The sequence below is a fragment of the Mesorhizobium sp. M4A.F.Ca.ET.022.05.2.1 genome (genome assembly GCF_003998845.1).
In the GTDB taxonomy this organism is placed as follows: domain Bacteria; phylum Pseudomonadota; class Alphaproteobacteria; order Rhizobiales; family Rhizobiaceae; genus Mesorhizobium.
The window spans coordinates 1-7018 of sequence record NZ_RZOJ01000313.1 but is presented as its reverse complement, the minus strand read 5'-3'; the positions used below and the strand labels follow the sequence as shown (position 1 = coordinate 7018).

General features: G+C 64.5%; 7 protein-coding genes and 1 pseudogene. 6 read left to right on the top strand and 2 right to left on the bottom strand.

Annotation, left to right across the window (positions count from 1 at the left end; translation table 11 throughout):
- The 3 genes from EN745_RS25840 to EN745_RS25830 all read left to right on the top strand — a co-directional run.
- The coding region (locus EN745_RS25840) for an SDR family oxidoreductase (protein WP_127422577.1) at positions 1–403 on the top strand (403 nt) is incomplete at its 5' end.
- Positions 404–427: 24 nt separating this feature from the next.
- Entirely contained in the window at positions 428–1441 is a 1014-nt protein-coding gene (locus EN745_RS25835) for a zinc-dependent alcohol dehydrogenase family protein (protein WP_127422576.1), read from the top strand.
- A 144-nt stretch (positions 1442–1585) separates the two neighbouring features.
- Entirely contained in the window at positions 1586–2593 is a 1008-nt protein-coding gene (locus EN745_RS25830; protein ID WP_189363160.1) for a LacI family DNA-binding transcriptional regulator, read from the top strand.
- Positions 2594–2600: 7 nt separating this feature from the next.
- Here the strand turns inward: EN745_RS25830 and EN745_RS25825 are convergent, their stop codons facing one another.
- Complete coding sequence (locus tag EN745_RS25825) at positions 2601–3608, bottom strand: aldo/keto reductase (protein WP_127406657.1); 1008 nt, start codon at positions 3606–3608, stop codon at positions 2601–2603.
- Positions 3609–3775: 167 nt separating this feature from the next.
- Here EN745_RS25825 and EN745_RS25820 point away from each other — a divergent pair.
- Positions 3776–4469: pseudogene (locus EN745_RS25820) on the top strand (IS1 family transposase).
- A complete protein-coding gene (locus tag EN745_RS25815; RefSeq protein ID WP_127406656.1) occupies positions 4453–4815 on the top strand; it encodes an Imm8 family immunity protein in 363 nt (120 codons plus the stop codon). The pseudogene EN745_RS25820 and the gene EN745_RS25815 overlap by 17 nt, the downstream one beginning before the upstream one ends.
- Positions 4816–4967: 152 nt before the next feature.
- Here the strand turns inward: EN745_RS25815 and EN745_RS25810 are convergent, their stop codons facing one another.
- On the bottom strand, positions 4968–5465 hold the full coding sequence (locus EN745_RS25810) for a GNAT family N-acetyltransferase (RefSeq protein WP_126055273.1): 498 nt from the start codon (positions 5463–5465) through the stop codon (positions 4968–4970).
- Positions 5466–5793: 328 nt separating this feature from the next.
- Here EN745_RS25810 and groL point away from each other — a divergent pair.
- The coding region (gene groL, locus EN745_RS25805; RefSeq protein ID WP_127422574.1) for a chaperonin GroEL at positions 5794–7018 on the top strand (1225 nt) is incomplete at its 3' end.

Genomic DNA, 7018 nt, shown 5'->3' with positions numbered 1-7018 from the left:
TCTGATGATAGCGCGCGGCCGCGGCGGCAAGATCATCAACATGGCGAGCCAGGCCGGCCGCCGCGGCGAGGCGCTGGTGACGCTCTATTGCGCCTCCAAGGCGGCGATCATCTCGGCCACGCAGTCGGCAGCACTGGCGCTGGTCAAGCACGGCATCAACGTCAACGCGATCGCGCCCGGTGTCGTCGACGGCGAGCATTGGGACGTCGTCGACGCCCATTTCGCCCGCTGGGAGGGCCTGAAGCCGGGCGAGAAGAAAGCGGCGGTGGCGAAGTCCGTGCCGATCGGGCGCTTCGCGCGGCCGGAGGACATTGCCGGGCTCGCCGTCTTCCTCGCCTCGTCCGACAGTGATTACATCCTCGCCCAGACCTACAATGTCGACGGCGGCAACTGGATGAGCTGAGGCGTTGCCCGCACGGAGAACGACATGAAAGCCATCCGATTTGCCGCCGCGGGCGTTGCCGGCATGGCGGAACTGGACATGCCGGAGATCGCACCGGGGCACGCTCTGGTCAGGGTCCGCGCCGCCGGGCTCTGCCACACCGACATCGAGGTCCTGCAAGGCCGCTATGGCGAAGGCGCGTTCCCGCTGGTTCCAGGCCATGAATATGCCGGCACGGTCGAGGCTGTCGCTGCCGACGTGACGACCGTGAAGCCCGGCGACCGCGTCGCCATCGATCCCAACATTGCCTGCGGACACTGCGCCGCCTGCCGCAAGGGCCTCACCAATCTGTGCGCCTCGCTCAAAGCCTACGGCGTGACCGCCAACGGCGGCTTCGCCGAATTCAGCCTCGTCGGCGTCGATCATCTGCATGACATCGGCGATCTCGCTTTCGCTACCGCCGCGCTCGCCGAGCCGCTCGCCTGCGTGCTGAACGGTCTCAGCGCGGCCGGCATCGAGCCAGGCGCACGCGTGCCCGGCACCGCGCTGGTCTTCGGCGCCGGCCCGATCGGCCTGCTGCTTGCGCTGTCGCTGAAGGCGAGGGGGGTGGCGAGCGTCGCGGTTGCCGACATCAGCGAGCAGCGGCTTGCCTTCGCCGAGGCGCTCGGGCTGGTGCCGCTGCTGTCCGGATCGCAGGCGCTGGCGGCAAGGACGAAAGGCTTCGATTTCGTTGCCGACGCCACCGGCGTTGCCAGGGTGGTCGAAGCCATGATCGGCTTCACAGCCGATGGCGGCACTGCGCTCGTCTTCGGCGTCTGCGCGCCCGACGCCAGGATCTCGGTCGCGCCGTTCGAGATCTTCCGCCGCCAGATCAGGCTGGTCGGTTCGCATTCGCTGAACCGCAACATCCCGCAAGCGCTCGACATTCTGAGGCGCGACGACGGCACCATGGCACGGTTGGTCAGCCACCGGTTGCCGCTTGCGGAACTTTTGCCCTTCTTCGCCAAAAGCGGTGGCGATCCGGCGACGATGAAGGTGCAGTTTTCGGCGGATATATGAGTGAAAACGCGCGGCACTCCCATCGACCCGGAAACTCGCCTGGACGGTCGAAGCGTTGCAGCTTTGCGCAAGATGGTGACTCACGTAGAGAGTGACGGGAAGGGTCGAACAGGGGGCCTGTGAATGGCAAAGACGATCAGGACGATGGAGGATTTCTCTGACTTCGTCGGCTTGTCTCGCACGACTGTCTCCAAATATTTCAACGATCCCAATTCGGTGCGGAAGAACACGCGCAGCGCCATCGAGGCGGCGCTGAAGAAATCCGATTTCCGGCCGAGCATGTTCGCGGTCAACCTCAATCGGCGCCGCAGCAACATCCTCGGCGTCATCATCCCGAATTCGACGGACCCGTTCTACATGGCGCTGACGCGCCGCATCGAATTGATCGCCAACGAGGCCGGCTTCCTGGCTTTCGTGCTGTCCTCCGACGGGCGCGCCGAGATGGAGGACCAGGCGATCCAGACGTTCCGCTCGATGAACATCGCGGGCGCCATCATCGCGCCGCTCGGCGTGCGCTCGCACCACCGGATCCTCGCTGAGCTCGGCGCCTCGATCCCGCTGATCTATGTCGACTCGCCGCTGGACGAGACCTCCTCCTTCGTCGGCACCGACAACCGGCAGAGTTTCAGGCTGATCGTCGACTATCTCTGCCGCTCCGGCGAGCCGCCCTGCTACTTCGCCATGCCGCTGGTCAACAACAACGCTTCGGCCAGGCAGGAGGCCTATGTCGAGGCCATGCAGCAGTTCAAGATGACGCCGCGCATCGTGCCGGTCGAGGACGCGCGCTCCTGGGATTTCGAGAAGTTCGGCTTTGACGAGGCGACGCGCATCCTGAAGGCCGGCGGCTTTTCGACCAGGACCGTGCTGTGCGCCAACGACCGCGTCGCCTTCGGCGTGCTCGGCGCCGCCTTCCAGCTCGGCCTCAAGGTGGGACATGGCGCCGATTGCGATCTGAGGGTCGCAGGGCACGACGACCATCCGCTGTCGCGCTACGCCTGCCCGCCGATCACGACGGTGGCGCAGAACTACAACGAGATCGGCCGCCTGGCGATCGAGTTGCTGCTCGAGCGGCTGGACGAAAAGTCCTCGGCCAAGCGCGGTGACGCCCGCATCCTGCTCAACGCCGAGCTGATGCTGCGCAGCTCGGCGTGAAACAGGCCTACCGATCCACCATCGACATCGTCCGCTCGTTGTAGCGCGGCCCCGAAATCCTGTCGGGTGTCAGCGCCATGTCGAGCAGCAGCATCTCGGTGGCGTCAAGCCCGATGTCGGCGGCAGCGACATTCTCCTCCAGATATGTCCGGCGCTTGGTGCCGGGGATCGGCACGATGTCGATGCCGAATTCCGGGCCCTTGGCGAGCAGCCAGGCAATCGCGATCTGGCCGGGCTTCACGCCCCTGGCGGCGGCCACGTCGCGCACCGCGCTCGCCGCCGCGACATTGGCATCGAAATTCTCGCCCTGGTAGCGCGGGTCGCCGCGCCGGAAATCGCCTTCCGGGTAGTCTTCCGCGCGCTTGACGTCGCCGGCGAGGAAGCCGCGCCCGAGCGGCGCGAAAGGCACCAGGCCGATGGCGAGCTCCTTAAGCAGCGGGATGATCTCGGGCTCGAGATTGCGCTCCCACAGCGAGTATTCGCTCTGCAGCGCCGACACCGGATGCACGGCATGGGCGCGGCGGATGTTGGCGATGCCGGCCTCCGACAGGCCGAGGAAGCGCACCTTGCCCGCGGCCACCAGCTCGCCGACCGTGCCGGCGACATCCTCCATCGGCACGGCAGGATCGACGCGGTGCTGGTAGAGGAGATCGATACGGTCGGTGTCGAGCCGCTTCAGCGATGCCTCCACCACCTCGCGGATGTGCTCGGGCCGGCTGTCGCGGCCAGTGCCGTCCTGCCTGCCGTCCTTGATGACGAAGCCGAATTTCGTCGCGATGGTCACCTGGTCGCGCCGCCCCTTCAGCGCGCGGCCGAGCAGTTCCTCGTTGACGAACGGCCCGTAGACTTCGGCCGTGTCGAGGAAGGTGCAGCCGAGCTCGATCGCCCGGTGCAGCGTGGCGATCGATTCCGCCTCGTCGGCCGGGCCGTAGGACTGGCTCATGCCCATGCAGCCGAGGCCGATTGCCGAGACTTCGAGCCCCTGGCTGCCGAGTTTCCGCTTGCCCAGGCTCATGTGTTCTCTCCGGCCGAATGTGCAATCCGGCTAAATTATAGGGCAGGGCGGTAAGCCGTCCAGCCGGACAGGCAGGTGCTTGATCGAGATCAAGGGAAGCCGACGGCAGGTAGTGTCTCAGTTTGAATTTGATCGCTAGGCGATAGCGCCCCGCGGCGTTTGCTCCCATAGGCGGAACCGCCTACGGGGGTAGTTCGATGCGGTCGATCTCGCGCGTTGCCGATGTGTCGATCAACAGTCGATGTCGGCAAGTTCTGCGCCGATCTGCACGACCGCGAAGTTCGCAACGTCACCTCCAAGCGTATTCAATGTGATGAAATCTGGTCGTTTGTCGCCGCGAAAGCCAAGAACGTTTCGACCATGAAGCAGCCGGTCGAAGGCGCTGGCGACGTATGGACCTGGACCGCTTTGGACAGCGATAGCAACCTCATCGTGTCATGGCTGGTCGGCGGCCGTGACGGCGAATATCGCTGGCCTTCATGGATGACGTGAAAGACCGCCTTGCCAACCGCGTCCAGCTCACGACCGATGGGCACCTGGCGAGCCGGAAAGCAACAAGTCGCCAGAGAGCCGCTATAGCCCCGTCGTCTGCACTGGTGCCGTCAAGACGCGCGTTGAAGGCAACCCGGCACATCGCATATCGAACGCGCCAATCTCACGATGCGCATGGCGAACCGTCGCTTCACGCCTTACCAATGCCTTCTCCAAGAAGTTTGACAACCATGTCCACATGGTCGCGATCTACAGACGCTCTGGTCGATGGAAGACCTTTGCGAGAAGATGGACGCCGTTGCGCCGAAGCCGGGCAAGCGCGGTCCCTATAAGAAGCAGGAAAGCGAGTTTCATGAAAGCGGAGTATAAGGGTCATAGGATTGTGGACGCCGATAAGCTCGCGTTCGATCTCTCTACATGGCGTCCGTCTGATCCAACTGATTTTTCGCTCACCATTGATTTCTATGCGGGAGAAGAGGGTAAAGAAGGCTCAGATGCTTTCACGGCCACGGTGTGTTCGCCGGCATGGTTTCTTCGGTCCCACACAGAAGCGGCCTTTTCTGGTGAAGGCGTAATTTTCATGCGGACGTTCGATCACCTTCAACTGGAAAAATTTCTCATCGCTCGATGCGCTTCGGCTAAGGGCAATAGCTGGAATGAGATAGCCTGTGAGCTTTCGCGGGTCGGGCTATGGGAATTCGAATACAAGCTCTGAATTTCAAACTGAGACACTACCCGACGGCAAGGATCGTAGTCTGCGATTGTCTTGGGAGGGACGCGAGGCGGGCGGGTGGTTCCGGCCGAAGGACTCCGGACGGCCGCTACAGGAACCACCCGCACCACCGCGCTGGCAATGCCCGCCGGGCCTCACGCCCTCGGCAGCGGCCTGCGCATGATCAGCGAGGCATGGCCGCCGACCCCGTGCGCGGCGGGTCGCCGCTCGACCACCTCGAAACCGTGCTTGCGATAGAAGGCGATCGCCCGGTCGTTGCCCTCGATCACTTCGAGCGCGATCGAGGCGATGCCGGCATGGGCGGCGAGCACGGCGTGCAAGAGGTCGGTCGCCAGCCCGCTGCCGTACTCTTCCGGTTCGATATGCAGGCGGTCGAGCATGACGTCGCCGCGATCATCCATCGCCGCCATGGCGTAGCCGGCGATCGACCCGTCGGGCCGCTCGGCGACGAAGGACATCTTGTCGTCGTCTGCAAGTTCCGCCGCCAGCTTGTCCGGCGCGTGCTTGTCGTCGGAAAGCCGCGCCGTGGTCTCCGCGCCCATGATCGGCGAATAGGTCCGCCGCCAGGATTGGCCGAGCAACTGCGACACTGCAGCCAGGTCGCCTTTCGTCATTGCCCTGATCTGGACCATTTCCATCGTCCTCTGTCGCCGGCGCGGCGCACGCCAACTACTGCAGCCCAAGCGCCCACCTGGCAAGGCCGCTCGCCAGCGCCGCTGGCCCCTTCCGAACGGGTGGACGCGGCGAACTGTTCCGATGCTGCGCCGCACAAGCTCTCTCCGCCCTCGGGACCGACCGTCCTGCGCTTGCGCGATCCTGAATAACATCGTGATTACAGGGCGTTGCAGCACCGGCAGATTGAAAGATTCTCGGCTGCCGCCCTTGAAACCCATTGGTGCCCGACTAGTTCGATAAGCGTGCGAGCCCTGACAAGGGAAGGCTCGCGGAGGGAGGGTTCCAATGGCTGCCAAGGAAGTGAAATTCCACGCCGAGGCCCGCGACAAGATGCTGCGCGGCGTCGATATTCTGGCCGATGCGGTGAAGGTGACGCTCGGCCCCAAGGGGCGCAACGTCGTCATCGACAAGTCGTTCGGCGCGCCGCGCATCACCAAGGACGGTGTGACAGTGGCGAAGGAAATCGAACTGGTGGACAAGTTCGAGAACATGGGCGCGCAGATGGTGCGCGAAGTGGCGTCGAAGACCAGCGACATTGCCGGCGATGGCACCACCACGGCGACGGTGCTTGCCCAGTCCATCGTCCAGGAAGGTAACAAGGCGGTTGCCGCCGGCATGAACCCGATGGATCTGAAACGCGGCATCGACAAGGCCGTGGAAGTGATCGTCGCCGAGCTCAAGGCCAATGCCCGCAAGGTGACCCGCAACGACGAGATCGCCCAGGTCGGCACCATCTCGGCCAATGGCGATGCCGAGATCGGCCGCTTCCTGGCCGAGGCGATGCAGAGGGTCGGCAATGAGGGCGTCATCACCGTCGAGGAGGCCAAGACCGCCGAGACCGAGCTCGAAGTGGTCGAGGGCATGCAGTTCGATCGCGGCTATCTCAGCCCTTATTTCATCACCAACCAGGACAAGATGCGCGCCGATCTCGAGGAGCCCTATCTTCTGATCCATGAGAAGAAGCTGACCAATTTGCAGGCGCTGCTGCCGATCCTCGAGGCGGTGGTGCAGTCGGCGAAGCCGCTGCTGATCATTGCCGAGGATGTCGAGGGCGAGGCGCTGGCGACGCTGGTCGTCAACAAGCTGCGTGGCGGCCTGAAGGTCGCCGCCGTCAAGGCGCCGGGCTTCGGCGACCGCCGCAAGGCGATGCTGGAGGACATCGCCATCCTCACCGGCGGCCAGGTCATCTCCGAGGATCTCGGCATCAAGCTGGAAAACATCACTCTGGCGATGCTCGGCCGCTCCAGGCGAGTGACCGTCGAGAAGGAGAACACCACCATCGTCGACGGCGCCGGCGGCAAGCCCGAGATCGAGGGCCGCGTTGCCCAGATCAGGCAGCAGATCGGCGAAACCACCTCCGACTACGATCGCGAGAAGCTGCAGGAACGGCTGGCCAAGCTCGCCGGCGGCGTCGCCGTCATCCGCGTCGGCGGCTCGACCGAGGTCGAGGTCAGGGAGCGCAAGGATCGCGTCGACGACGCGCTGCACGCCACCCGCGCCGCGGTCGAGG